This is a genomic window from Lentzea sp. NPDC042327 (assembly GCF_040647275.1).
In the GTDB taxonomy this organism is placed as follows: Bacteria; Actinomycetota; Actinomycetes; order Mycobacteriales; family Pseudonocardiaceae; genus Lentzea.
In genome coordinates, this window is the sequence record NZ_JBEZBX010000024.1 from 20138 (window position 1) to 42980 (window position 22843).

Here is a 22843-nt window from a genome sequence, read left to right on the forward strand (position 1 = left end):
ACGGCACCGACAAAAACCGCGCGCATGCGCGCTACCAGGGTGAACACGTGGCGCAACTCTCCTCCGGCGACCCGGTCACGTCTGCTGGATCTCGGAGATCTGCAGGTGCCGGGCGCCCTGCAGGGTCAGCGGGATGTTCAGGTAGTCGGCACCGGAGCGGGCCATCCAGATCCACCCCCGCAGCACGCTGTTCGGGTCGAAGACGTGGCAGTCGTGCCGGGTCCAGGCCAGGCTGCGGCTGAAGCCGTTGTACTCCTCGACGTCGAGGAGGTCGATCTTGAGGCTGTCGCCCTCGGTGCCGGCGACGCGGCCGGTCTCCCAGCTGACCTCGGAGAGCACGGTCGGGCAGCACTCGACGGTGACCAGGCCGAAGCGGGCGGTGTGCAGGCGTCTGCCGAACGGGGCCAGCGCCACCTTGCACGCGAAGACCAGGACGCTGGAGGCGTCGGTGTGCTCGCCGAACAGCAGGCCGGTGTGGAAGCCGGCGATGTGCACGTCGCGCAGGTAGACGACCGCGTTGTTGCCGCCGCCGGGCAGGACGACGCCGGTGGACCACGGGATCTCCGGCTCGACCACCGCGGGCAGCGGGTCCGGGGTGCACACGCGGACGCCGCGCAGGCGGACCTGCGGTGCCCACAGCAGGTTCAGGCCGGCCAGCGACGGGTTCGACGGCACCTGGACGGCGATGTTCGTGACCGCCACGGCCACGCGGTTGAAGCCGCCCCACACGTTGCCCTTCGGCGAGGCGATCACGGCCGGGGGCATGCCGGTCGCAAGACCGTCCCAGGTGGCGGTGACCGTCGACTTCAGCATGGTGCCCGCCGCCGTCTGCCGGCCGTCCGGGATGAACTGCAGGCCCTGCTGGGTGCCGGCGCCGGCGAGCTCGACCGTGATCTGCGGGCCGGAGGTGCGTTCCGGGAACAGCAGCTGGCCGGCCGCGTGGGTGGGGCCGGGGCGAGGTCGGGCCGGTGGTGTGGCGAGCAGGTAGGTCCTGGCGTCGAACTCGACGCGTGCGTAGCCGTTCGCGCGTGCGGCGAAGGCGCAGGCCGCGTCGATCGCGCGCTGCACGGCGGCGGTGTCGTCGGTGCGGCCGTCTCCCCTGGCGCCGAAGTGCGCCACCCGGAAGACGTGCGAGCCGGTGGCGGCCTCGGCGGCGGGGGTGGTCGCGGCCAGCAGGCCCGCACCGCCCGCGGTCACCACGCCGGCACGGAGGAAAAGGCGACGATTCGTGTGATCGCCCGTTTCGATCATGAATCTGATCATGATCGAAACGGGCGATCAGCGTCAATTTCCGACAGCTCCGCACGGGGAAAGCATCAACTCATCGAGTGAACGAACCCCATTCTCCGCACATTCGCCCGATCCGGTGAGCACCATTGACGGCCACCTCACGAATCGGCCCTCGCGGGCACCGGCGTCACGGCCCAGGGCGGTCTCCACCGAGCCGCCGCCGATGTCGAGCAGCAGCAGGCGCCCGCCCAGACGCGTGCCGGTTCGAGGCGGGCCGTCGCGGCAGCGGCGTGCCGGACGGAAATCCGAAGAACATTCCCGGCCGATTGAATTCGCCGCCGCGCACCGGACCGGCGCGACCGCCGGGATCGTCGCGGAGAAGGACACCACCGGGCTTCCAGTAATGTCATTCGCGTTCGCTGAGGTGAGCTTGAGCAGACAGGTGCCCACCTCCACGTGGTTTCGCCGTGCAGTGGAGGATTCTGGATGAGTGGCACGAGTGCGCCGGCCGATGTCCTGGCCGGTCAGGACGCCGCGCGAAGAGCGGCGGAGCTGCCGGAGCTGCGGCAGCTGCTCGCCGGGCTCACCGCCGTGCGCGACGGCGACTTCGGGATCCGCCTGCCCGACGACTCCGACGGGCTGCTCGGCGAGATCGCCACCGTCTTCAACGGCATGGTCGACCAGCTGTCGCTGTTCACCTCCGAGGTCACCCGCGTCGCGCGCGAGGTCGGCACGGACGGGCGCCTCGGCGGACAGGCCGAGGTGCCGGGCGTGTCCGGCACGTGGAAGGACCTCACCGACTCGGTGAACGCCATGGCGGGCAACCTGACCAGCCAGGTCCGCGACATCGCCCAGGTCGCCACCGCGGTCGCCCGCGGCGACCTCAGCCAGAAGATCGACGTCGACGCGCGCGGCGAGATCCTGGAGCTGAAGAACACCGTCAACACGATGGTCGACCAGCTCTCCTCGTTCGCCGACGAGGTCACCCGCGTGGCCCGCGAGGTGGGCAGCGAGGGCCGGCTGGGCGGTCAGGCCGAGGTGCCCGGCGTCGGCGGCGTGTGGCTGGACCTCACGAACTCCGTGAACTTCATGGCGGGCAACCTGACCGACCAGGTCCGCAACATCGCCCAGGTGACCACCGCCGTCGCGCGCGGCGACCTCAGCCAGAAGATCACGGTCACCGCGCGCGGCGAGATCCTCGAACTGAAGAACACCATCAACACGATGGTCGACCAGCTCTCCTCCTTCGCCGACGAGGTCACCCGCGTCTCCCGCGAGGTCGGCACCGAGGGCGCCCTGGGCGGTCAGGCCGACGTGAAGGGCGTGTCCGGCACGTGGCGCGACCTCACCGACTCGGTGAACTTCATGGCGGGCAACCTCACCGCGCAGGTGCGCTCCATCGCCCAGGTCGCCACGGCGGTCGCCCGCGGCGACCTCAGCCAGAAGATCACCGTGACGGCCCGCGGCGAGATCCTGGAGCTCAAGGACACCATCAACACGATGGTCGACCAGCTCTCCTCCTTCGCCGACGAGGTCACCCGCGTCTCCCGCGAGGTCGGCACGGACGGGCGCCTGGGCGGCCAGGCGGACGTGAAGGGCGTGTCCGGCACGTGGAAGGACCTCACCGAGTCCGTCAACGTCATGGCGGACAACCTCACCGCGCAGGTGCGCTCCATCGCGCAGGTGACGACGGCGGTGGCGCGCGGTGACTTGAGCCAGAAGATCCGCGTGGACGCGCGCGGCGAGATCCTGGAGCTGAAGGAGACCATCAACACGATGGTCGACCAGCTGTCCGGCTTCGCCGACGAGGTCACCCGCGTGTCCCGCGAGGTCGGCACCGAGGGCAACCTCGGCGGCCAGGCGACCGTGCGCGGTGTCTCCGGCACGTGGAAGCACCTGACGGACAACGTGAACGTCATGGCCTCCAACCTCACCAACCAGGTGCGGTCGATCGCCCAGGTCGCCACGGCGGTGGCCCGCGGCGACCTCAGCCAGAAGATCACCGTCGAGGCCAAGGGCGAGGTCGCCGCGCTGGCCGGCGTGATCAACACGATGGTCGACACGCTGTCCGCGTTCGCCGACGAGGTCACCCGCGTGGCCCGCGAGGTCGGCACCGAGGGCATGCTCGGCGGTCAGGCACGGGTGCCGAACGTGGCGGGCACCTGGAAGGACCTGACCGACAACGTCAACTTCATGGCGAACAACCTGACCAACCAGGTCCGCAACATCGCCCAGGTCACCACCGCCGTCGCGCAGGGCGACCTGACCAAGAAGATCGACGTCGACGCCCGCGGCGAGATCCTGGAGCTCAAGACCACGATCAACACGATGGTCGACCAGCTCAGCTCCTTCGCCGCCGAGGTCACCCGCGTGGCCCGCGAGGTCGGCAGCGAGGGCCGGCTGGGTGGTCAGGCCGAGGTCGAGGGCGTGTCCGGCACGTGGAAGCGGCTCACCGAGAACGTCAACGAGCTGGCCGGGAACCTGACCCGCCAGGTGCGCGCGATCGCCGAGGTGACGAGCGCGGTCGCCGAGGGCGACCTGACCCGGTCGATCACCGTCGAGGCCTCCGGTGAGGTCGCCGAGCTCAAGGACAACATCAACTCGATGGTGGAGTCGTTGCGCGACTCCACGAAGGCCAACGAGGACCAGGACTGGCTGAAGTCCAACCTGGCCCGCATCTCCGGGCTCATGCAGGGCCGCAGGGACCTCGCCGTCGTCGCCGAGCTGATCATGGACGAGCTGACGCCGCTGGTGTCGGCCCAGTTCGGCGCGTTCTACCTGGCCGACGACACCGAGGACCGCCAGGAGCTGCGGCTGATCAGCTCCTACGGCCACCCCGACGACGGTTCGCGGACCACCCGGTTCCGGTTCGGGCAGTCGCTCGTCGGGCAGGCCGCGCGCAGCCGCCGCACGATCGCCGTGGACGAGATGCCGGCCGACTACGTCGCCATCACCTCCGGTCTCGGCCGCACCGCGCCGGTCAACCTGCTGGTGCTGCCGATCGTCGTGGAGGACCAGGTCCTCGGCGTCATCGAGGTCGCGTCGGTGCACCGCTTCACCGACATCCACCGCGACTTCCTCGACCAGCTGATGGAGGCCATCGGCGTCAACGTCAACACCATCATCGCCAACGCCCGCACCGACGAGCTGCTCACCGAGTCCCAGCGGCTCGCGGAGGAGCTGCAGTCGCGCTCCGGTGAGCTGCAGGCCCGCCAGGAGGAGCTGCAGCGCTCCAACAAGGAGCTGGAGGAGAAGGCGGAGCTGCTCGCGATCCAGAACAGCGACATCGAGACGAAGAACCTGGAGATCGAGCAGGCGCGGCAGCAGCTGGAGGTCCGCGCGCAGGAGCTGACGCTCGCGTCGAAGTACAAGTCGGAGTTCCTGGCCAACATGAGCCACGAGCTGCGCACCCCGCTCAACAGCCTGCTGATCCTCGCGCAGCTGCTGGCCCAGAACCCCAGCCGCAACCTCACCCCGAAGCAGGTCGAGTACGCGGGCATCATCCACTCCGCCGGCTCCGACCTGCTGGGGTTGATCAACGACATCCTCGACCTGTCCAAGATCGAGGCCGGCAAGATGGACATCACGCCGGAACGCGTGTCGCTGCGGCGGCTGCTGGACTACGTCGAGGTCACGTTCCGCCCGCTCACCTCGCAGAAGGGGCTGAGCTTCCAGCTGAGCACCTCGCCGGGCACGCCGCCGGAGCTCGTCACCGACGACACCCGCCTGCAGCAGGTGCTGCGCAACCTGCTGTCCAACGCGGTCAAGTTCACCGAGACCGGCGGTGTCGAGCTGCGCATCGGGCTCGCCGACCAGGACGAGCTGCCGCACGCGGTCCGCGCGCACGGCCAGGCCATCCGGTTCCAGGTCAGCGACACCGGCATCGGCATCGCCGAGCACCAGCTGGAGTCGATCTTCGGTGCGTTCCAGCAGGCCGACGGCACCACCAGCCGCAAGTACGGCGGCACCGGGCTGGGCCTGTCGATCAGCCGCGAGATCGCCTACCTGCTCGGCGGGTCGATCACCGCGGAGAGCACCCTGGGCAGGGGCAGCACCTTCACCCTGTACCTGCCGGTGCACAGCAGCGAGTTCGCCGAGCCCGTGCAGGAGGCGGCGACGGCGGCGGCCGAACCCGCTGTCGCGGCGGAGGAACCCGCACCGGCCGCCACGCACCAGCGGCGGCTGCTGGTCGTGGAGGAACGGCCGCAGGGCCTGCTCTCCCTGGTCGCGCAGAGCGCGGTGACCGACCTGTCGGCGAGCAACGACCCGCGCGGGCCGGTGGAGGTGGTCACCGCCGTCGGCCGCGAGGAGGCGGCGGCCGCGCTCGCGACCGAGCCGTGCCACTGCGTCGTGCTGGAGCTGGACATGCCCGACGGTGCCGCGCTGCGGTTCCTGGAGGCGCTCGACGGCGACACCGCCACCCGCACGATTCCCGTGCTGGCGCACAACAACCGCAGGCTGCCGGCGCAGTACGAGCAGCAGCTGCAGACGCGCAGCAGCACCCGCCCGCTCGAGCTGCTGTCCAGCCTGGACGAGCTGCGGGAGCGGATCGCGTTGCACCTCAACGCGGACGGCCCCGAGGACGTGCTGCCCCTCGTGCGTCCCGAGCAGCCGCGGCCGCCGGCCGCGCACCGGGTGAACGGGCAGCTGGCCGGTCGCACGGTGCTGATCGTCGACGACGACGCCCGCAACCTGTTCGCGCTCAGCAGCATCCTGGAGCTGCACGACGTGCGGGTGCTGCACGCGGAGAACGGCAGGGAGGGCATCGAGGCGCTGGTCAGCCACCCGGAGATCGACCTGATCCTGATGGACGTGATGATGCCGGAGATGGACGGCTACGCCGCCACCGCCGCGATCCGCTCCATGCCCGACCACGCGGAGGTCCCGATCATCGCCGTCACGGCGAAGGCGATGCCGGGCGACCGGGACAAGAGCATCTCGGCGGGCGCCAACGACTACGTCACCAAACCGGTCGACGCCGACGACCTGGTGGCCTGCGTGCACCGGTGGATGCGCACCCGGTGACCGCCGACGAGGCCGGTGTCGGCCGGCTCGCGGGCACCGTCGCCCGCCTGCACCGGGAGATCGAGCAGGCACGGGCGGCAGCGGACGGCCGGGCGCTGGTGGAGCTCGCCAAGGGCGTGCTCGTCGAACGCCTGCGCTGCGGTCCCGCGCAGGCGGCCGAGCAGCTCGCCCTGCTCGCGGACCGGGCGGGCACCACCCAGTTGCAGCTCGCCGTGGAGATCATCAACGAGGTCTCCGGCGACGAGCTCACCGCGGTTCCCGCCGCGGCCGGCGACCACACCGCCACGACGGCGATCCGGTTGCGGACGGCGGAAAGCGGCGCTCTGCACGCCGACGACACGCAGTCGGTGGCCCAGTCGCTCTTCGACCACGCGCTGGCCCCGCTGGGCGCGAGCGCCGTGGCGATCTGGCTGGCCGGTGCGGACGCCTCGCTCACCCTCGCCGGACACGCCGGGTTCGGCACCGGTGAGGCGCACCGCTGGCGCTACGTGCCTCCCGGTGTGCCGACACCCGCACGCCGGGCGCTCCTGGAGCGGGAGGCGGTGTGGATCGGCGACCTGGGCGCGTCGGGGCTGCCGTCGATCGGTGCCGGCCTGCTCGGCCGCGTCACCGTCCCGGCCGGCACCGGCGGCCGCATCACCGGCGTGCTGGAGATCTGCTGGCCCACCGGGCTCGCACCGCAGCCGTTGAGCGTGCACAAGCAGGTGGAGGCGCTGGCGGAGCTGTGCGCCGCCACCCTGGACAGCACCGCGGTCGTGCGCGTGGCCGACCACGCGGCACCCGCGCCGGCGGAGCTGGTGGACCTCGCCGACGGGCTGCTCGACCCGGCGTTCGTGCTGGGCCCCGAGGTCTCGCCGGAGGGCACGATCACCGACTTCCGCATCCACCACGTCAACAGCAGGTTCGTGGACCTCGCCGGACGGCCGCGGGCCGCGGTGGCGGGCCGGTCGTTGCTGGAGGCCTACCCGCTGGCCGCGACCGAGGGCGGCCTGTTCGACAAGGTCGAGCACGTGCACGCCACCGGTGAGCCGTTCCGCGCAGAGCACATGAACCTCGCCGCGCTGATCGACGAGGTGCCGCTGACGGTGACCGCCGGGGTGAGCATCACCCGGCACGGGGTGCTGGTGCTGGTCGTGTGGCGGGTGCAGGACGAGACGACCCGCCTGGCGAACCTGCTGCAGCACGCCCAGCGCCTCGGCCGGGTCGGCGGCTTCGAGGAGGACCGGCTCACCGGCGCGATCGTGTGGAACAGCCAGCTGCACTCGCTCTACGGACACGCCCCCGGCGCCGATCCCGTGCCGCTGGCGCAGATCGCGGCGCACGCCCACCCGGACGACGTGCCGGCGCTCAACGGGTTCGTGCAGACCGTGCTGCACGACCACCGGCAAGCGTCCGCGGCGTTCCGCCTGCAGCGCACCGGCGGTGTCACCCGGCACGTCCGCGTGATCGCCGAGCCCGTGCTCGACCCGCACGGCACGCTGCTCGCCGTCCGCGGTGCCTACCAGGACGTGTCCTCCCAGCACTGGACCGAGGTGGCGCTGTCGGCCACGCAGGACCAGCTGGCGATCACCGCGCAGGAGGCTGCGGAGCGCAACAGGCTGACGCTGCAGCTCCAGCAGGTGATCATGCCGCCGACGCACCCCACGCTGGAGGCGTTCGGGCTGCGGGTCGCGGTGCGCTACCGGCCCGCCGCGCAGGAAGAGCTGGTCGGCGGCGACTGGTACGACGCCGTCGTGCTGCCGTCCAAGCAGATCCTGGTGTCGGTCGGCGACATCACCGGTCACGGCATCAAGGGCGCGACCGGGATGGTGGTGCTGCGCAACGCGTTGCGCGGGCTGGCCGCCACCGGCGCGGGACCGGGCCAGCTGCTCACCTGGCTGAACCTCGTGGCCCACCACCTCGCCGACAACATCTTCGCCACCGCGATCTGCGGCGTGTACGACCCGTTGACCCGCGTGCTGCGCTGGGCCCGCGCCGGTCACCTGCCGCCGGTGCTGATCAGGGACGGGGAGGGCGAGCTGCTGCCGATGCTGCCCGGCACGATGCTCGGTGCCCTGTCCGAGGCGACCTACGTGGAGGGCGAGGTCGTGCTCGAACCCCGTGACACGCTGCTGCTCTACACCGACGGCCTGGTCGAGCGCAGGGACCTGCCGCTGGACGAGTGCCTGGAGCAGCTGTGCGCCGCCGTGCGGGAACCGCGGGCCGACCTGGACGACCTGCTGGACCACCTGCTGACCCAGAGCCGGTCCGACACCGACGACGACACGTGCGTCGTCGGTGTCCAGCTGCCGTGACGAGGAGGTGCCGACCGTGTCGCTCAGCCACCCCGGCCACCAGGCCTTCTTCCGCAGCTTCGACCTGAAGGACTACCACGACGACGTCGCCGGAATCCGGGCCCGGGCGCGGCTCGCGCTCACCGGGTTCGGCGGCGACGACGTCGGGGACGTGCTGCTCGTGCTCAGCGAGCTGGTGTGCAACGCCTTCGACCACGGCCGGGGCCCGCGCCGGTTGCGCCTGCACGTGGCGCCGGACCCGTGCGTGGTGCGCTGCGAGGTCGACGACACCGCGCCTGAGCTGCCCGTTCTCGGCCGGTCGCGGCTCGGCGGCTGCCGCGGCCGCGGGATCGTGATGGTCGACCGGCTGGCCACGTCCTGGGGCACGAGCCCCGGTGACGGCTGCAAGACGGTGTGGGCGGAGCTGCGGTGTGAGCTGGGTCCGTCCTGACGGTGCCGGGTTTCGCCGCCCCCGGCCGAGGTACTCCAGTCGTGCGATGCCGACAGGGAGGAGGCCGCGACGTGGCTGCCGAGTGCTCTGTTGACGGCTGGCACACGCTGGAGCTCGTCAGCGCCGTACCGGACACGGCGAAGATCCGCAGGTGGACCAGGTCGATCCTGGGCGACCTGGGTGAGGACGACCTCCTCGACGTGCTGATGGTGATCACCGAGCTTGCCGCCAACGTCTTCGACCACGCACGTCTGCCCGCCAGACTGCGGTTGCGGCGGTCGGACGAGCCGTGCGTCGTGAACGTCGTGGCTGAGGACGCCTCGCCTGACTCGCCTCTGCTGCGGCCGTCCACGCCCGACTCGGTGCGCGGCCGCGGCATGGTGATCGTGAACCGGCTGGCCGAGCGCTGGGGCGTGGTGCACCGCACCGTCGGCAAGGCCGTGTGGGCGGTCATCCCCTGCGCGCCGGCGCGGTGATCAGCTGACCAGCCGCAGGTTGCGCTGGTCCAGCAGCCGTTCCAGCGCACGCCGGCTGCGGCTCACCGGTTCGTCGATCAGCAGGCGTTCCGCACCGTAGGCGCGCACCAGCGGGTGCAGCTCGTAGAGCCCGTACCCCTTCTGCTCCACCAGGTGCGCCTCGACCAACGCGTCGAGCAGGCCGCGCGTCGGCCGCCCGCTCAGGTCCGCCAGCGCCGCCACCGCGTGCACGTCGAAGGTCGTGCAGGGGTGCAACGTCAGCAGGCGCAGCAACCGGCGCGCGTCCGGGGGCAGCGCGCGGTCGGAGAGCGCCAGCGTCGCCCGCAGGCCGCCTTCGAGGGCCAGCGCGGTGAGCGGTTCCAGGTAGTCGGTCAGCGTCCAGCCGGGGTGCTCGCGCAGGTGGCGGCCGATGACCGACACGGCGAGCGGGTGGCAGCCGAGGAGCTCGACGATCGAGCCGACCGGGCCGGCGTCCGCGGTGCGCGGCGCTGCGCTGAGGCGCAGCAGTTCCAGCGCCTCCCCGGCGGTGAGCGGGGGCAGCGTGGTGGAGCCGAGGCCGGGTAGAGCGGTGCGGCTCGTGATGAGCGCGTGGCAGCCGGGTGGGGGCAGCAGCGGCCGCACCCGGGCCGCGTCGGCCGCGTTGTCGAGCACGACGAGCGCGGAGGTCGCCGCGACCTTGGTGCGGTACAACCGGATCCGGTCGTCGAGGCCGGGTGGGATCAGATCGCCCGGTACGCCGAGCACCCGCAGGAACGACTCCAGTGCGGCGGCGACGGCCACGGGCGGGCGCACGGGGTCAAGCCCGCACAGGTCCAGGAACAGCACCGGGCCGCGGACCAGCCCGCGGCGAGCCCACGAGTGTCCCAGGTGGACGGCCAGCGCCGTCTTCCCGATGCCCGGCATCCCGGCGAGCGCCACGACACCGCCGGAGGCGAACCGCTGGAGCAGGTCCCGCCTGCCGACGAACGCGGGCAGGTCCTCCGGCAGCTCGGTGCGCACGCGGGCGCAGCCGGTCGCGTCGGTCTCCCCCAGCACCCGGCGCAGCGCCTGCCGCCACTGCCCCAGCAGCGCGACGTCGCCGTCGACGAGCACCTCCACGACGGCCAGCACCAGGTCGACGTTCGGCCGCCGCCGCCCGGTCTGGAAGCAGTTGCCGACGGTCGAGCGGGCGGGCCACTCGCTGCGCGGGCGACCGGCCCTGTGCCACGACGCGTGGATGCGCCGGGTGATCTCGGTGATCGACGGACTGCCCGCGTCGACCTTCAACCCGCGCAGCTGCACGACGTACTCGTCGAGCGTGCGCGGTCTGCTCGGAGTGAACACCGAACGCCCCCTCAGCGAACTTGGAACACTCGTTTCAAGATAGTCGGGCTGTCAAGCACCTCCCGTGCACCGCACTCGGGAGCCAAGGGCTGGACCTTGGAGGGATCAGGGAGCTCCTGGACGACATCAAGGAGGTCGCCGTCCAGCAGGGGTTCACACGAGAGCGCTGAGTGCGGCCTTCACGGTCGCGTTCAGCGCTTTCCGGTCGGCACCGGCACGAGAACGCAGGTTCACCCCGTAGGCGAGCATGGCGAGCATGTCCGCCGCCTGCGCGGGGGCGAGCCGCAGCCCCGGCTCCCGTTCGAGCGCCGCGCGCAGCGCCTTGCCGAGCTGGTCGTGGTGCTCGTGCAGCACCGCACTGATCTCCGGGTCGTCGTTCTCGCCGTTGGCGTGCGCGTTCGCCACCATGCACCCCCACCGGGCGTGCGGACCCGTGCACCGGACCTGGACGAGCCGGGCGAAGAACACCTCGACCGCCGCGAGCCCTGACTCCTCGCCGGCCAGCTGGTCGAAGACCGGCTGGGACCGCTCGCGGACGTACCGGCGCAGCGCCGCCAGGTAGAGGTCGTGCTTGCCGCCGAACGTCGAGTACAGGCTCGACCGGTTCAGGCCGGTGGCGGTCACGATGTCCTGGATGCCGGTCGACGCGGCACCTCGCTTCCAGAACAACGCCATGACCTCGTCGAGAACGGCGTCCGGGTCGAAGTGCTTCACGTCGGGCATCGTTGCCACCTCAGGACTAACTTGAACCAACCGTTCCAAGTTAGTCCTGCCGGCGGGCCCGCGCAACCGCCGTCCAGAGTCGTCCACGAACCCCGGCGCGCGACCGGTCCCGGCAGAGCATCGAACCATGATTCCTCAGCTCTGGACCTCGGCCTACGGTCGCCGAGGCAACGCCCTGACCAGGTTCGCCGCGCGGCTCGCGGTGCGCACGACCGAGTTGCTGCGCGCTCTGGCCCGCCACGACCGCAACACGTTCATGTCGCTGTAGGAGGCCGGTCAGCGTCCGAGGGGCTTGCGGAGCTCGGTCGCCTTCGCGGGCCCGTACATCGCGACCAGCGTCTGGTCGAGCAACTGCTCCGGGGTCAGGTTCCGCTGCTTCGCCACCTCGGCCAGCCCGGTGTCGGCCAGGTCCAGCAACGGGCGCAGGTCGATCTTCCAAGCCCCGTCCTCGCGCGCGAACTCGAACCGGTACGGCGCCTGCTGCCCGCGGGCGATCACCTCGGTCGACGCCTTGTCGCCGTCGACCTCGACCTCGCCGACGGCGAGGTTGGACACGCCCTGCTCCCCGACCAGCCCCCGGTCGACCGCCGCCTTCACCACGTCCTTCGACGACGCGGTGCGCAGGACCGCGGGGTCCAGCGCGCCCCGCATCACGTAGACCGCGAGGCGCACGCTGAGCAGCGAGGTGGCGAGCTGCTGCTCGGTGGCGGTGAGCGCCAGCGTCCGGTAGTTCTCGTAGACGTCGAAGATCGGGCCGGCCAGCACCGACACCGCCGCGGCGCCGTCCTTGGCGAGCACGGCCTTCTGGTAGGTCTCGAAGGCGGCGCGGACCGCCGCCGACTCGTCGGCGGAGGGCCGGGTGCTGGTCGAGCCGGACGCCGCGGTGGGGGCAGTGGCCGGTGCTGGGGTGCCGCAGGCGGCCACGAGCAGGCACAGCGCGGCCAGCAGGAAACGCTTCACCCGAAGAGCCTAGTCGGTCAGCGGTGCACGTAGGCCGCCAGCCCGCCGAGCTCCTCGCTCGCGATGAACACCGACCGCACGTTGATCAGCGCCTCCTCGACGTGCGCGGCGCAGCCCCAGGCCGCGTCGCCCCACGAGTCGGCGACCTTGATCTCGGCCGGCGCGCCGCACCCGGCGGTGCCGCCGAGCTGGCACTGCTCCGGGCGCGGCGTGCGGGCCTGGTTCTCGGCGGCGGCGCGCATCTTGGCGTTCAGCTCCGCGGCGGCAGCGGCCCGCCGTTCGGCGTCGGCGCGCAGCTCGCGTTCCGCCTCGACGGCCTTGCCCAGCTCCTCCAGTGCCGCTTCCGCGCGGGCCTCTGCGGCACGTTTGGCCTGGTCGTCGTGGTGGCGTTCGATGGCGAGGGCCGCGGTGCCGGTGAAGACCTGGATGAGGGCGAGGTCGGTGTCCTGCGGCACCCTGGGCGTGCGGTGGTACAGGGCGAAGGTGCCCAGCAGGCCGCCGTCGCGGGCCAGGATCGGCGTCGACCAGCAGGCCCCCAGCCCGGCGCGCTCGGCCAGGTGGCGGAAGTCGTCCCAGAACGGGTCGGTGGCGATGTCGGCGACCACGACCGGTTCCCGCCGGTGGGCCGCGGTGCCACAGGAACCGACGCCCTCACCGGTGGCGATGCCGTCGATGGCCTCGTTGTAGAAGCCGGGCAGGCTGGGCGCGGCACCGTGCCGCAGGTGCAGGCCGTCGGGATCGGCCAGCAGGACGGACACGAACAGCTCCTGCGGCACCAGCTCCTCGATGGAGCGGGCCATCCCGTCGAGCACCTCGGTCAGCGGCGCCTGCCGGGCGATCTGCTCCAGCAGGGCGCGGTGCTCGGCCATCAACCGCTGGGCGTGCTTGACCTGCGTGGTCTCCACCCCGATGACCCGCACGCCGACCACCTCGCCGGACCGGTCGCGGCGCGCCTCGCAGGTGACGTCGAAGAACGCCTCCCGCGCGTCCGGGCCGTCACCCAGCACGACCCGCACGTCACGACCGGTGCGCGCCTCGCCGGTGCGGTGGACCTCGTCCAGCAGGGCGCGCAGCCCCTGCTCGGCCGGCTCGGGCAGCACGTCCGCCAGCGGCTGACCCGGACGGGCCCTGCCCTGGCCGATGGACGCCGTGAACGCGGGGTTCGCCGTCCCCAGCACGTGCTCCGGTCCCGAGAACGACGCGAAGATCGCCGTCGACTGCCCGAACAACGCGCGCAGGTCTTCCTCCGCGCCACCGCCACCTGCCGCCACCCGCGACACCTCGACCTGGTCCCGACCGTCCAAAGCGCTCACGCCCGCATTCCCACCCTCATGCGTCGCAGGCACGCTGCTGGACCTCGGACGCTGTTCCACTGTTACCGCACTCCTGTGAGCGGTGCGATCGTACGCACCGCCGGTGTCCCCTCAGGTCATCGCACCTCGGAACCGGACACCGAGGAGCACGGTGTCGTCGGTGTACAGGACGATGTCGTGCATGTCCGCCACGATCGTGGACAACGCCAGGTCGAGCGGCTGGTCCGCGTACGCCTTGGCGGCGGAGGAGAGCCGGAGCTCGCCCTCGTCCACGTCGCCGCGGCTCTCGACCAGCCCGTCGGTGTAGAGCAGCAGCAGGTCCCCCGGTGCCAGCACCGTGGTGTTGATGCCGGTGCTGCCGGGCACGGGGAACCCGACACCGCGGCCCTTCGCGGGCAGGTAGGCCGTGTCGCCGGTGCCGGGCACCAGCAACGCGGGCGGGTGGCCGCCGCCGGCCAGGCGCAGCGCGCCCGTGCGCGGGTCGAGCCGGGCGACCAGCAGGGTGGCCATCAGACCCTCGTTGATCTCGGCGGCCCGCCGGACCAGGTCTTCGAGCGGGTAGCCGTCGAGGGTCAGGGTGCGGATGGTGTGGGTGACGTTGAGGGCGTTGCGGGTGCAGGTGACGCCGTGGCCGACGGCGTCGACGACGGTGATCTGCAGGGTGCCGTCGGCGAGCACGAACCAGTCGTAGAGGTCGCCGCCGGTGGGGGCGTCGCGGTCGGCCGGCCGGTAGTGCACCCCGAGCTCGACGCCGGGCACGACCGGGGGCGGTGGGCGCAGGGCGTCCTCCAGCTCGCGGAAGATCACCGCGTGGGCCCTGCGCAGCTGTTCGTCCCGCTCCTCCAGCTCCACGTACATCGCCACGACGCCGCTGTTGGTCTCCGCCAGCTCGTGCTTGAGCTGCAGGTGCTCGCGCTCCAGCGAGTCGGTGCGGGCCAGGAGGGCGCGCAGTTCGAGGTCGGTCGCAGCCTGGTCGTCCGCCGGGTCCGCCCGCACGGCGACCTGCGGTTCCACCTGTGCGGGCAGGTGCCACACGGCGGCGGGCGCGTCGACCGGTTCGGGGAGCAGGGGCAGGTTCAGCGGCCGGGTGCGGTCGAGCGGCTCGACCAGCGGCAGGGTCACGACCAGGGTGGCCGCGCCGCCCGGCTCGACCCTGAGCTGCCCGTCGACGGCGGCGGGGTCGGCGGGGTAGGCGGCCAGGTGGTGCTCGCGCGCCAGGATCGTCGCGCTCTGCACCAGGCGGGCGCGCAGCTCGATGGACACGCCGTGCTCGTCGCACAGCGAGCGGAGCCGCGCGCGCAACGCGAGGACGCCGTCGGTCGTGGCGGAGGTGACGGGCTGTTCTGCGGTCACGACGCCCATCCCACCACGGTCACGGTGGTGCCCTCGCCCACGGCGGTGTCGAGGGTGAACTCGTCGACGAGCAGGCGGATGCCACCGAGCCCGTGGCCGAGTCCCGCGGACGTGCTGAAGCCGTCGGCCAGCGCCGCCGTGACGTCGCTGATGCCGGGCCCGTGGTCGCGGACCTGCAACCGGAGCCCGCGCCGGCCGTCGAGCCCGACGAGCCGGGTGATGGTCATCGCCCCACCACCGCCGTGGACGTAGGCGTTGCGCACGAGCTCACTCGCTGCCGTCACGACCTTCGTCTGACTGACGAGGTCGAACCCCACCGCGAGGGCCGCGGCACGCACGGCGTGCCGGGCGGCGAGCAGGTCCGACTCAGAACGGATGGGGCGGACGGTCTCGCCGGTCGACGCAGGCCGGTCCCCGGCTGGGAGGTCGACGCGCACCTCACCTGGCCGCACGGGGCCGGTTCCGGTGCGGTCGCGCAACCTCGCCAGTCGCCACTGCAGCCCCCACCGCCGGATGTTCCCGTCACTAAACTATTGTCGCACGACAAAAGTTAGCAGAAGACGCCGACACGTGGGCGCGGTCGTGGCACGGGAGCACCGATGGGGGGACGACGGTGGTCAGGCAGTCTGCGTTCCCGGCTGGTCGTCGCCGTCGTCGACGCCTTGGACGGACGTGGCCGCGTCCCGCAGCTGCCGCAACCCGCTGACGAGCGTGGACCGGGCGCACGGCGGCAGCGTGTCCACGACGTCGCGCAGGTGCTCACGCCGCCGTTCACGCAGGTCGTGCAGATACGCGCGGCCGCGATCGCTCAGCGAGAGCTCGACCTCGCGGCGGCTGGTGGCGCTCAGGCCGCGTTCCAGGAAACCGACCGCCTCCAGCCGGTCGCACAGGCGGCTGACCGAGGACGGTGCGGCGTCCAGCGCCTCGCCGAGCGCGCGCAGGTTGGCGCCCTCGGACTTCTCGAGCACGAACATCACGCGCAGCTGGGACACCGACAGCGGAGCGGGCGACACGTCCTTGCTCCGTTCCCACATCACCTCGATCTGTTCGACCACCTGGGTGAGAACCCGGAGCACGTCGTCGACGGAGGCGTGTGGCCGAATCCGGTTCACGTCCCCCACTGTCGCATCCTTAGTGTTCCCGTGTCATGTCCGGCCGCGCCCGCGACACGGGATCGACACCCGGCACAGAAGGCAGGCACCCCGTGACCGCACAAGCGGTGAACAGATACCTCGTCGTCGAGCAGGCCCTGCGGGCCGCGGCACCGCACGAGCTGCTCGACGTCACGCGCACCCAGCTGAGACAGCTGTACCAGGCCGAGGCGGTGCAGCTGCTGCTGGCCGACTACGCGCTGCTCATGTTGCAACCGGTCGCGGAGCTGCCGTACACGAGCAGCCCGATCCCGGTGAACGGCAGCACGCCCGGTCAGGCGTTCGGCGCCCAGCAGCCGTTCGTCGAGCACCGCGAGGGCACCGCCGTGACCACCTACCTGCCGGTCACCGTCCGCGGCGACCGGCTCGGCGTGCTCGCGGTCGACCTGGCGGACGTGCCCGGCCAGGACGACGTGGCGGAGCTGGGCCGGATCGCGCAGACGCTGGGCCACGAGATCGTGGTCGCCGAACGCGACACCGACCTGTACCTGCAGGCGCGGCGGGCGACGCGGCTGACCCTCGCCGCGGAGATGCAGTGGCAGCTGCTGCCGGGCCGGTCCTGCCGCCGGTCCGAGTACGACCTCGGCGGCCAGCTGGAACCCGCCTACGCCATCTACGGCGACAACTTCGACTGGTCGACCAACGCCGAGCACCTCACGCTGACGGTCACCAACGGCATGGGCGAGGGCATCGACGCCGCCCTGCTGACCAACCTCGCGGTCAACGCCCTGCGCAACGCCCGCCGCGCCGGCGTCCCCCTCGCCGACCAGGCGGCGCTGGCCGACCAGGCGATCTACGGCCAGCACGGCGGCCGGGTGCACGTCTCGGTCCTGCTGCTGCAGTTCGAGCTGAAGACCGGCAGGGTCGAGGTGATCGACGCGGGCTCGCCCAGCATGTGGCGCCTGCGCGGCAACACCGCCGAGCGCGTCACGTTCGAGGACCAGCTGCCGCTGGGCATGTTCGAGGACACCCAGTTCTCCCCGCAGGAGTTCCACGTGCGCCCCGGCGACCGGCTGATCTTCGCCAGCGACGGCGTCTACGACGTGGCCTCCCCCGCCGGCGAGCGCTACGGCGAACGCGCGCTGGCCCGCGCGATCAACCTGACCCGTCTGCTGCCCGCCGCGCAGGTCCCCAGGGAGGTCCTCCAGCAGCTCGCCGGGCACCGCAGCGGCCTGACCGTCGACGACGACGCGATGGTGCTGTGCCTGGACTGGCACGGCGCCGACCGTTCCTGACCGAAGGTCCCGCGCCGACGAGGACCTTGGCCTCCTGCCAAGATCGCGAACGGGCCCTAGCGTGATCAGGAGACCTGTCACCGGCACGAGGACCGAACTTGAGCGACGCCACGCCGGACGTCACCGCACCCGGTGGTCAGTGGGCCACCATGCGGCTGATCCACCCCGCCCCCAGCCTCGCGCAGGTGCGCTGGTGGGTGCGCCGCGCCCTCGCCGACGAGACGACCTCCAGCTCCGAGGCCGTCGTGCAGGTCGTCAACTCGCTGGTGAGCAACGCCTACCGGCACACCTCCGCGCCGCGCGCCACCACCCTGATCCGCCACCGCACCAGCCCGTACGTCCGCATCGAGGTGGAGGACGGTGAGCGCACGGCTGCCCTGGTGCCGACCGCCCCCGTCCGGTTCCACCTCGGGCTGCGGCTGGTCGCGGGGCTGAGCACCGCCTGGGGCGTGCGGGCCCGGCACAACGGCAAGGTCGTCTGGGCCGACGTGACCAGGACCGGACCGGTGCGCATCCCGGTGCAGCGCGGCTGACGCGGCCTTGCCTTGACGTGGGCGTCAAGGTTTAGCGTCTGCGGTCATGAGGATCGGCGAACTGGCCAGGCGAGCCGGCACCACGACGCGGGCGCTGCGGTTCTACGAGTCGCAGGGACTCCTGGAGGCGGACCGCAGCGCCAACGGCTACCGCGAGTACGACGAGCACGACCTCCGGCTGGTCGCGGAGATCCAGTCGCTGCAGTCGATCGGGCTGTCGCTGGAGGACACCCGGCCGTTCGTGGCGTGCCTGCGCGCCGGGCACTCCTCCGGCGACTCGTGCCCCGACTCGCGGGAGGTCTACCGGCGCAAGCTCGCCGAGCTGGACGCGTGCCTGGAGCGGCTGGGCGCGGTGCGCGCGTTCCTCGTGGACAAGATCGAGGCCTTCGACCCGTGCCGGGTGGACGAACCCAGGGAGTTCAAGTGCAGCTGACCGACGCCACGTTCGGCGAGAGCGTGCGGACCGGGACCGTGCTGGTCGAGTTCTGGGCGCAGTGGTGCGGGCCGTGCCACATGCTGTCGCCGGTGCTCGACGAGATCGACCGGGAACGCGACGACCTGACCGTTCTGCGCATCAACGCCGACGAGAACACGGCGACCGCCCGCGACTACCAGGTGATGTCGCTGCCGACGATGCTGCTGTTCCGCGACGGGGTGCCGATCCGGTCGATCGTGGGAGCGCGACCCAAGTCGCGGCTGCTCGCGGAGCTGGATGCCGCCCTGACCGCGTGAGCGTCCTAGATTGGGCACATGCTCGGTCTGGAACTCGTGGTGGTGCTGGGCGTGTGCGTGCTCGTGAGCAGCGTCGCGGCCGGGCGGTTGCGCGTCGCCGCACCGGCCCTGCTGGTCGTGTGCGGCGCGGTGCTCGGGTTCGTGCCGGCCCTGGAGTCGGTGACCCTGCCGCCGGAGGCGATGCTGCTGATCTTCCTCCCGGCCCTGCTGTACTGGGAGAGCCTCACCACCTCGTTGCGCGAGGTCAGGTCGAACCTGCGGGTCATCGTGCTCACCAGCACCGTGCTGGTGATCGCGACGGCCGCGGCGATCGCGTGGGTGGGGCACGCGCTGGGGCTGCCCTGGGGACCCGCGTGGGTGCTCGGCGCGGCGCTGGCCCCGACCGACGCGACGGCGGTGGCGGCGATCGCACGCGGGCTGCCGCGGCGCACCACCACGATCATCAAGGCCGAGTCGCTGATCAACGACGGCACCGCGCTCGTCATCTACGGCATCGCGGTCGCCGTCACCGTCGGCGAGGCGCAGTACAGCGCCGGGCTGGTCGGGTGGCGGTTCCTGCTGTCCTACGCCGGTGGCGCGGCGGCGGGCCTGTTGTGCGCGTGGCTGGTGGTGCTGGTCCGGCGGCGGCTCGACAACCCGGTGCAGGAGAGCGTGGTCAGCGTGCTGACGCCGTTCGCGGCGTTCCTGGCGGCCGAGGTCGTGCACGGCTCCGGCGTGATCGCCGTGGTGGTCGCGGGGCTGACGCTGAGCCAGATCGGGCCGCGGCTGGTGCGGGCCGACGCGCGGCAGCAGTCCGAGGCGTTCTGGCGGTTGTCGACGTTCCTGTTGAACGGGTCTTTGTTCGTCCTGATCGGACTGCAGGCCCATGGTGCCGTGCGCGCGTTGGACGGCCCGGAGGTGTTGGCGGCGTTCGGCACCATCGGTTTGGTGGCGCTCACGGTCGTGGGCTCGCGGGTGGTGTGGAGCTACACCACGCCGTACATCATCCGTGCGCTCGACCGGCGCCCTCAGCAACGTGCGCGACGCGTCGGCGCACGGCAGCGCATGGTCACCACGGCAGCCGGTTTCCGCGGTGCCGTGTCGCTGGCGGCGGCGCTCGCGGTGCCGGAGACGACCGCGTCCGGCGCGCCCTTCCCGTTCCGCGGGGAGATCATCCTCATCACGTCCGGTGTCGTCGTGCTGACGCTGGTCGTGCAGTCGCTGCTGCTGCCCGTGATCGTGCGGGCGTCGCACCTGCCCGAGGACACCGCGCTGGACGAGGAGCTCCGGCTCGCGCAGTCCACGGCGTCCGAGGAGGCCTACGAGGCGTTGCCCCGGCTCGCGGACGAGGTCGGCGTCAGCGACGTCGTCTACAAGCGAGTGCTCGCCGAGTACGACCACCACCTGGAGGTCATCCGATCCGCCGCGAACGGTGACGAGGAGGCCACCCAGGCCGAGGCCGAGTACGCGGCGCTGCGGCTGGAGCTGATCGCGCACAAGCGGGCCACCGTGGTGCGCCTGCGCGACGAACGGGCGATCGACGACATCGTGCTGCGCACGGTGCAGGCACGGCTGGACGTCGAGGAGGTCCGGTTGTCCCGCCGCGAGGTCGAGGACTGACCAAAAACCCCCTGCTCTTCCGGCATCTGCAAGGGGGTTAGTTGAACAGGGTGCGGGACAAAGTGCGCACGGACGCCATGAGCGAGCGGTCCGGTGGGGACGGGGGTGGTGGCGGCAGCATCGCCAGCGCCTCCTCGTCGGTGGCGGAACGGGCGGCGAGCGCGGCCGTGCGCAGGACCTCGCGGTCAACGCCGGGACCGCCCCTGATCTCGAACTCACGGCCACCCTCGGTGCGCACATACATCTGGCCATCGGTGAAGCGCTCGTAGCGCAACGCCGGCGACTCGGTCTCGCACACCTGCGCGCCGAAGGTGCACTCGCCGAAGCCCGCGCCCAGCCGGGGTCCGACCGAGACGTACCGGGCGCCGGGCAGCAGTGAGCGGTCATCGGGGGTGAAGTGGGTGCCCTGCGGCGAAGCGGACCCGGCCGAGTAACCGGGCACCACGGCGGTCGCCACGCCGTCGGTGACCCGTGCGGTGAGCACCGCCTCGCGCAGCACGGCCCGGTCGAACGACGGCGGCGCGGTCAGCAGCAGGCGCGTGGTGCCGACGCGGTGGGCGTAGCCGATGCGGACCGGCGTGCCGTCCAGGAAGAACAGGCCGGGGCGCTCGACCTCGCAGCGGTCCGTGAACGGGTAACGGGAGTCGTGCGGCTCGAACCGGCAGTCCGGGCCGTCCGGCAGCGCGTGCAGGGAGACGTCGGGCGACGGCGCGTTCGGGTCGAGGTCGTCGGGCACGAGGTGCCACACCCCCTGGGCCGGCACCAGGTGGTAGCCGGGCACCGCGGTCACCATCATCGACGTGCGCGGCACCTGGCTCGCGGCCAGGCGTTGCTCCACATCGGACGGCAACGCGCCCGCGAGTGCGCGCAGCATCAGCAGCGCCACCGCGACGAGCACCGCGAACGAGGTGAGCGCCAGGTACCAGCGGCGCAGCAACACCCCCGCCACCAGCGCGAACAGCAGGGCCGTGGCGGGCCACCACAGCCACGGGGACTCGCTGAGGCCCAGGCGTGCCTCGTCGGACACGCTCCAGGCGAGCAGCCACGCACCGGTTCCGGCGCCGCCGACGAGCAGCGCCCAGCACACCCGCCCACCGACGTTCCCGGTGAGCCACGACTCCCCCGGCGCCACGGACGCCGCGGCGGTCAGCGCGGCGACGAGCACCACGACCAGGACCCCGCCGACGACGACGGCCACCACCGGGCCGCCGAACAGCGACACGACCACGGGCCCGATCCCGCACGAGACGACCAGCGCGCCGGCCACTCCCGCCAGACTCACCTGGGCCAACGCCGGGCCCACTCCGTGCCGTTCCCCCATGTGCACCACGCGGTCACCCTGTCAGCTCCCCGGCGCGACGGGAACCGCAGAACTGCTCAACCGGTGGAACCTGAGGCCGCGTGCGGGGAGAGCGCTCTCACAGCCTTCCTGTCGCACGGTACGACCAGACGTCCGCGCTGTCAAAGAACCGGTCTTGACACCTCGCGGACCGGAGCGGGAGCCTGAGTGGGAGAGCGCTCTCCAAGCCGGTACCCACCATCGGCAGGAGGACACAGTTGTCCAGAAAGCTCAGCGCACTGGCGGCAGCGGCCGCCCTCGTGGCGGCAGTTGTCGTCGTTCAGCAAGCCCAGGCCGACGACCTGGTCACGCACCACGAGTTCCAGGCGAACTGCTCGGTCACGCACCACCTCCCGGACGACCCGATCGTCTTCCCGGGGCTGGCGGGCGCGTCGCACCTCCACACGTTCCTCGGCAACCCGTCCACCAACGCCCGCACCACCACCGACTCGCTGCGGGCCGCCCAGACCAACTGCAGGACGCCCGACGACAGGTCCGCGTACTGGTTCCCGTCGGTCTACAACGGCGACCAGGTGGTGCCGCCGAACTTCCCGCAGGTCATCTACTACAAGTCCGGCATCCTGAGGTACCAGGACGTGGTGCCGTTCCCGCCGGGCATCCGGTTCGTGGTCGGCAGTCCCGGTGCCACCCAGGAGCAGTTCCGCACCGCGCCCGGCGCCGTGGAGGGCTGGGAGTGCGGTGACAGCTCCCACAACTGGGACATCCCGGCGCACTGCCCGCCCGGCACCCAGCTCAACATCCGCTACCAGGCACCGAGCTGCTGGAACGGCCGCGACCTCGACTCGGCCGACCACAGGTCGCACATGGCGTACCCGGACCGCGCGACGCTCGTCTGCCCGTCGTCGCACCCGGTGGCGGTGCCGATGATCGAGTTCAAGATGGCGTTCCCGGTGTCCGGTGACATGTCGCGCGTCCGGCTCTCCAGCGGCCGCGGCTACACCTGGCACTACGACTTCATGAACGCCTGGGACGCGCCCACCCAGGCCGCGCTGGTCCGCCACTGCATCAACGGTGGTCTCCAGTGCGACCCGCGTGGATATGACCTGTACAAGCCGCAGAGGGGTGCCGCCCTCGGCCTGGACTACCGGTTGCCGAGGTAGCGTTCC

The 22843-nt window shown here is 71.9% G+C and carries 21 protein-coding genes; 11 read left to right on the forward strand and 10 right to left on the reverse strand.

The window, feature by feature from the left end; all coding sequences use genetic code 11:
- Window positions 1–75: 75 nt before the first annotated feature.
- On the reverse strand, window positions 76–1200 hold the full coding sequence (locus tag AB0A63_RS37475) for a hypothetical protein (RefSeq protein ID WP_360400416.1): 1125 nt from the start codon (window positions 1198–1200) through the stop codon (window positions 76–78).
- Window positions 1201–1284: 84 nt separating this feature from the next.
- Window positions 1285–1686 carry a hypothetical protein gene (locus tag AB0A63_RS37480; protein WP_360400419.1) on the reverse strand — a complete coding sequence of 134 codons (402 nt, stop codon included), beginning with the start codon at window positions 1684–1686 and terminating at the stop codon, window positions 1285–1287.
- Between the two features lie 30 nt (window positions 1687–1716).
- On the opposite strand from AB0A63_RS37480, the gene AB0A63_RS37485 reads away from it, so the two are divergent.
- From AB0A63_RS37485 to AB0A63_RS37500, 4 genes are all read left to right on the forward strand, one after another.
- Window positions 1717–6255, forward strand: coding sequence for a HAMP domain-containing protein (locus tag AB0A63_RS37485; protein ID WP_360400422.1), 4539 nt, complete (start codon window positions 1717–1719; stop codon window positions 6253–6255).
- Complete coding sequence (locus tag AB0A63_RS37490; protein WP_360400425.1) at window positions 6252–8549, forward strand: SpoIIE family protein phosphatase; 2298 nt, start codon at window positions 6252–6254, stop codon at window positions 8547–8549. Before AB0A63_RS37485 ends, AB0A63_RS37490 begins: the two co-directional genes overlap by 4 nt.
- Window positions 8550–8565: 16 nt before the next feature.
- Window positions 8566–8979, forward strand: coding sequence for an ATP-binding protein (locus AB0A63_RS37495; RefSeq protein ID WP_360400428.1), 414 nt, complete (start codon window positions 8566–8568; stop codon window positions 8977–8979).
- 71 nt (window positions 8980–9050) lie between these two features.
- Complete coding sequence (locus AB0A63_RS37500) at window positions 9051–9455, forward strand: ATP-binding protein (RefSeq protein WP_360400431.1); 405 nt, start codon at window positions 9051–9053, stop codon at window positions 9453–9455.
- Here AB0A63_RS37500 and AB0A63_RS37505 read toward each other — a convergent pair whose 3' ends face one another.
- Together AB0A63_RS37505 and AB0A63_RS37510 are read right to left on the reverse strand one after the other, a co-directional pair.
- A complete protein-coding gene (locus AB0A63_RS37505; RefSeq protein ID WP_360400434.1) occupies window positions 9456–10778 on the reverse strand; it encodes a hypothetical protein in 1323 nt (440 codons plus the stop codon).
- A 153-nt stretch (window positions 10779–10931) separates the two neighbouring features.
- Window positions 10932–11501: a helix-turn-helix domain-containing protein gene (locus AB0A63_RS37510; RefSeq protein ID WP_360400437.1), complete on the reverse strand. Its 570-nt coding sequence runs from the start codon at window positions 11499–11501 to the stop codon at window positions 10932–10934.
- Window positions 11502–11628: 127 nt separating this feature from the next.
- Here AB0A63_RS37510 and AB0A63_RS37515 point away from each other — a divergent pair, with 127 nt between their 5' ends.
- Window positions 11629–11769, forward strand: coding sequence for a hypothetical protein (locus AB0A63_RS37515; RefSeq protein WP_360400440.1), 141 nt, complete (start codon window positions 11629–11631; stop codon window positions 11767–11769).
- Between the two features lie 8 nt (window positions 11770–11777).
- Here the strand turns inward: AB0A63_RS37515 and AB0A63_RS37520 are convergent, their stop codons facing one another.
- The 5 genes from AB0A63_RS37520 to AB0A63_RS37540 form a co-directional block, all read right to left on the reverse strand.
- On the reverse strand, window positions 11778–12461 hold the full coding sequence (locus AB0A63_RS37520) for a hypothetical protein (protein ID WP_360400443.1): 684 nt from the start codon (window positions 12459–12461) through the stop codon (window positions 11778–11780).
- Window positions 12462–12478: 17 nt separating this feature from the next.
- Window positions 12479–13774, reverse strand: a complete 1296-nt coding sequence (locus AB0A63_RS37525) for a GAF domain-containing protein (RefSeq protein ID WP_360400446.1) — start codon at window positions 13772–13774, stop codon at window positions 12479–12481.
- Between the two features lie 111 nt (window positions 13775–13885).
- Window positions 13886–15127: a PP2C family protein-serine/threonine phosphatase gene (locus tag AB0A63_RS37530; protein WP_360400449.1), complete on the reverse strand. Its 1242-nt coding sequence runs from the start codon at window positions 15125–15127 to the stop codon at window positions 13886–13888.
- A complete protein-coding gene (locus tag AB0A63_RS37535; RefSeq protein WP_360400452.1) occupies window positions 15124–15564 on the reverse strand; it encodes an ATP-binding protein in 441 nt (146 codons plus the stop codon). The genes AB0A63_RS37530 and AB0A63_RS37535 overlap by 4 nt, the downstream gene beginning before the upstream one ends.
- Window positions 15565–15744: 180 nt before the next feature.
- Window positions 15745–16239 (reverse strand): MarR family winged helix-turn-helix transcriptional regulator, encoded by a 495-nt coding sequence (locus AB0A63_RS37540; protein WP_360400455.1) that lies wholly within the window; start codon window positions 16237–16239, stop codon window positions 15745–15747.
- A 107-nt stretch (window positions 16240–16346) separates the two neighbouring features.
- Between AB0A63_RS37540 and AB0A63_RS37545 the strand changes: the two genes are divergently transcribed.
- The 5 genes from AB0A63_RS37545 (at window position 16347) to AB0A63_RS37565 (ending at window position 20377) form a co-directional block, all read left to right on the forward strand.
- Window positions 16347–17513 (forward strand): PP2C family protein-serine/threonine phosphatase, encoded by a 1167-nt coding sequence (locus tag AB0A63_RS37545; RefSeq protein ID WP_360400458.1) that lies wholly within the window; start codon window positions 16347–16349, stop codon window positions 17511–17513.
- Between the two features lie 98 nt (window positions 17514–17611).
- A complete protein-coding gene (locus AB0A63_RS37550) occupies window positions 17612–18046 on the forward strand; it encodes an ATP-binding protein (RefSeq protein WP_360400461.1) in 435 nt (144 codons plus the stop codon).
- Window positions 18047–18092: 46 nt separating this feature from the next.
- Window positions 18093–18479 carry a MerR family transcriptional regulator gene (locus AB0A63_RS37555; RefSeq protein ID WP_360400464.1) on the forward strand — a complete coding sequence of 129 codons (387 nt, stop codon included), beginning with the start codon at window positions 18093–18095 and terminating at the stop codon, window positions 18477–18479.
- On the forward strand, window positions 18470–18778 hold the full coding sequence (trxA, locus tag AB0A63_RS37560; RefSeq protein ID WP_360400467.1) for a thioredoxin: 309 nt from the start codon (window positions 18470–18472) through the stop codon (window positions 18776–18778). Before AB0A63_RS37555 ends, trxA begins: the two co-directional genes overlap by 10 nt.
- An 18-nt stretch (window positions 18779–18796) precedes the next feature.
- Window positions 18797–20377 (forward strand): Na+/H+ antiporter, encoded by a 1581-nt coding sequence (locus AB0A63_RS37565; protein ID WP_360400470.1) that lies wholly within the window; start codon window positions 18797–18799, stop codon window positions 20375–20377.
- Window positions 20378–20414: 37 nt separating this feature from the next.
- Here the strand turns inward: AB0A63_RS37565 and AB0A63_RS37570 are convergent, their stop codons facing one another.
- A complete protein-coding gene (locus AB0A63_RS37570; RefSeq protein ID WP_360400473.1) occupies window positions 20415–21707 on the reverse strand; it encodes a hypothetical protein in 1293 nt (430 codons plus the stop codon).
- Window positions 21708–21934: 227 nt separating this feature from the next.
- Between AB0A63_RS37570 and AB0A63_RS37575 the strand changes: the two genes are divergently transcribed.
- Window positions 21935–22837 carry a DUF1996 domain-containing protein gene (locus AB0A63_RS37575; protein ID WP_360400476.1) on the forward strand — a complete coding sequence of 301 codons (903 nt, stop codon included), beginning with the start codon at window positions 21935–21937 and terminating at the stop codon, window positions 22835–22837.
- Window positions 22838–22843: the final 6 nt, after the last annotated feature.

Coding starts and splice junctions, on each gene's coding strand:
- AB0A63_RS37485 (WP_360400422.1), top strand. CDS start 1,717: ATGAGTGGCACGAGTGCGCCGGCCGATGTCCTGGCCGGTCAGGACGCC.
- AB0A63_RS37510 (WP_360400437.1), bottom strand. CDS start 11,501: ATGCCCGACGTGAAGCACTTCGACCCGGACGCCGTTCTCGACGAGGTC.
- AB0A63_RS37565 (WP_360400470.1), top strand. CDS start 18,797: ATGCTCGGTCTGGAACTCGTGGTGGTGCTGGGCGTGTGCGTGCTCGTG.
- AB0A63_RS37515 (WP_360400440.1), top strand. CDS start 11,629: ATGATTCCTCAGCTCTGGACCTCGGCCTACGGTCGCCGAGGCAACGCC.
- AB0A63_RS37555 (WP_360400464.1), top strand. CDS start 18,093: ATGAGGATCGGCGAACTGGCCAGGCGAGCCGGCACCACGACGCGGGCG.